This is a genomic window from Allobosea sp. CER48 (genome assembly GCF_044752385.1).
Classification (GTDB): Bacteria; Pseudomonadota; Alphaproteobacteria; order Rhizobiales; family Beijerinckiaceae; genus Allobosea.
Genome location: NZ_JBIWYK010000465.1, coordinates 1 through 2,373, shown reverse-complemented (window position 1 = coordinate 2,373; position 2,373 = coordinate 1). Strand labels below are relative to the sequence as shown.

Genomic DNA, 2,373 nt, shown 5'->3' with positions numbered 1-2,373 from the left:
ACGGCCTTCGACGGCCATTCAATCCAGGAGAACACCACGGTCTCGCCGGGCTCAGCCTTCACCGCGCCCTTGAAATCGGTGACCTTGCCATCGGGCACGTCGTCGCCCCAGGCATCCACGACACGCAGCGCGCCATGCTCCTCGAAGAGCGCGGCCCCCTCGGCGGCGAAAGCGTGGAAATCCGCCTTGCGGCCGCCGGGCACCGGCGAGAGCATGCCGTCGATGTAGCCCGCCTGCCCGCCCTTGCCTTTTTCGAGAAGCGAAGCGAAGCCCCCGTAGATCATGCGCTTGCCGTCGAAAGGCATGGTCTCGCCCATCTGCTTCATCCGCGGATCGCTCATGATCTTCTCGTTGGCTGCGTCGCGCGTCGCACGGTCGGGATATTCGAACCAGGAGAAGACCACGACCTCGTCCGGCGTCGCCTTCACGGCGCCCTTGAAATCCGTGACCTTGCCATCCGGCACGTCGTCGCCCCAAGCCTCGACATGGCGCCTGACGCCGAACTCCTTGAACAGCGGCGCGGCATCGGCGGCCTGCTTGAGATACGCGTCCTTGTTCGCAGCAGGAACGGCGACGACAAAACCATCGACATAAGCCATTGCACTCTCCTCATCCGTGGCCGCCGGCGCGGCCTTCTAAAACGTTGATATCAACTCTATTTCTAACTTCGTTCTGCGCAGATCGTTCCTTTACCCGCAGCAGGATGCGCTGACGAGCAGCGGCTGGAACTCGCCTGCGCCCTTCAGCTCGCTCTCATAGCGGTCATGATGGCGCACCCAGTCCATGGTCCAGCCCTCGTTGCGGCCCTTCGGCGTCATATCGAGGAAGTTATGCGCCCCGATCAGCAGATCACCCCCGCGGGCATAGGTCGAATAGGTGTGGAGGATCTCGCCGGCCTCGTCGCGATAGAACACGCTGAAGCCCGGCATCTCGCCGCCCTCACCTTCATGCATCTCGTAATTGTACTCGTAGCGGCCAGCCGCCTTCTCCGCCGGGCTCGGCGAGACGTGGAAATCGTGGTTGAAGTCGCTGTTGGCTGAAGACACCCAGGGGAAATCCCAGCCCATGCGATGCCGGAACGTCTGGAACTCGGCATAGGGCGCCCGCGAGACCACCACGAGACTGACATCGTGGTGCTTCAGATGCAGGTTGGCACCGTCGAAGTGATCGGCGAGGAAGGAGCAGCTCGGGCAGCCCTCCCTGGCGCCAGGGCCGAACATGAAGTGATAGATGATCAGCTGGCTTCTGCCGGCAAAAAGGTCGGCCAGCGACAGCGGGCCATCCCAGCCGTCGAAGGCATAATCCTTCTCGATCCGGACCCAGGGCAGCGCGCGCCGCTCAGCCGAAAGCGCGTCACGCCGCCGCGTGAGCTCCTTTTCGTGGGCGAGATGGGCCTTGCGCGAGGCAAGCCATTCCTCACGGGATACGATCCTGTGTTCCATCGTCTCCTCTCCTGTGCTTTCCGCCGACCCGTGCCTGCGGTCCTTCGCGCGCCGCCGCATCGGGCCGGCGCGTTTCGCCTCAGGCGAAATAGGCCTCGAGCTTCTCCATGGTTCCGGTCCAGCCGTGGGTGTGGCCGCGCACCGCGGCATCGTCGAACAGCTTCTCGTGCAGCAGGGTGAGGATGGTGCCCTCCCCGGCGGGCTTCAACGTGACCGTCACGCGCGAGACTCGCTCGGGCGTCGTCACCCAGGACCAGCTGAAAACAAGGCGCTCGTTCTCGACGACGTCGAGATAGCGCCCCGACACCTCGTGGCGCTCGCCATTGTCCTCGATCATCACGACGCGGTAGGCGCCATCGACGCGCGGGTCGAGCTCGGCCTCCTGTGCCACCACGTTCTCAGGCCCGAACCAGCGCACGAGCAGTTCCGGATCGGTCCAGGCCTTGTACACCTCGGCCGGCGACGCATTGAGGCGGCGCTTCATCGTGAGGCTCGGCGTCACCTGTTGGTGCATGCGCCCGTTCCCTTCCCTTCCTAGTCCTCGCCCTTGCGGCGCGCTTCGAGCAGAGCCTCCAGCGCATCCAGCCTCCGGGTCCAGAAGCGCTGATAATGCGCCAGCCACCCCATCGCTTCCTCCATCGGCTCGGCGTTGAGACGACAGGACACGGTGCGCCCCGTCTTGGTCCGCGTGACCAGCCCGGCGTCAGACAGAACGTCGAGATGCTTCATGATCGCCGGCAGCGAGACCGGAAACGGCTTCGCCAGTTCGCTGACGGAGAGCCCGTCCTCATGCTCCAGCCGCGCCAGCAAGGCCCTCCGCGTAGGGTCCGCCAGCGCGGAGAAGGTGCGGTCGAGCAGCGCCTCTTGAAACTTAACCATTGAGTTAAGTTTAACCGCGCAATCGGTGCCCGTCAAGCCGGTTCGGCTGGGC

Annotated in this window: 4 protein-coding genes; all 4 read right to left on the bottom strand. The window is 64.5% G+C overall.

Annotated features, from left to right (window positions below):
* On the bottom strand, window positions 1-599 hold a 599-nt coding region (locus tag ACIPIA_RS14430), incomplete at its 3' end, for a DUF1428 domain-containing protein (RefSeq protein ID WP_400510545.1).
* 90 nt (window positions 600-689) lie between these two features.
* Complete coding sequence (locus tag ACIPIA_RS14425; RefSeq protein ID WP_400510544.1) at window positions 690-1,442, bottom strand: DUF899 domain-containing protein; 753 nt, start codon at window positions 1,440-1,442, stop codon at window positions 690-692.
* 79 nt (window positions 1,443-1,521) lie between these two features.
* Window positions 1,522-1,956: an SRPBCC family protein gene (locus tag ACIPIA_RS14420; RefSeq protein ID WP_400510542.1), complete on the bottom strand. Its 435-nt coding sequence runs from the start codon at window positions 1,954-1,956 to the stop codon at window positions 1,522-1,524.
* Window positions 1,957-1,976: 20 nt separating this feature from the next.
* Window positions 1,977-2,373 (bottom strand): ArsR/SmtB family transcription factor (locus ACIPIA_RS14415; RefSeq protein ID WP_400510541.1); only part of this gene is annotated, 397 nt, incomplete at its 5' end.

Bases quoted from the DNA above. Each gene is read 5' to 3' on its own strand.
- ACIPIA_RS14425 (WP_400510544.1), bottom strand. From the start codon at position 1,442: ATGGAACACAGGATCGTATCCCGTGAGGAATGGCTTGCCTCGCGCAAG.
- ACIPIA_RS14420 (WP_400510542.1), bottom strand. From the start codon at position 1,956: ATGCACCAACAGGTGACGCCGAGCCTCACGATGAAGCGCCGCCTCAAT.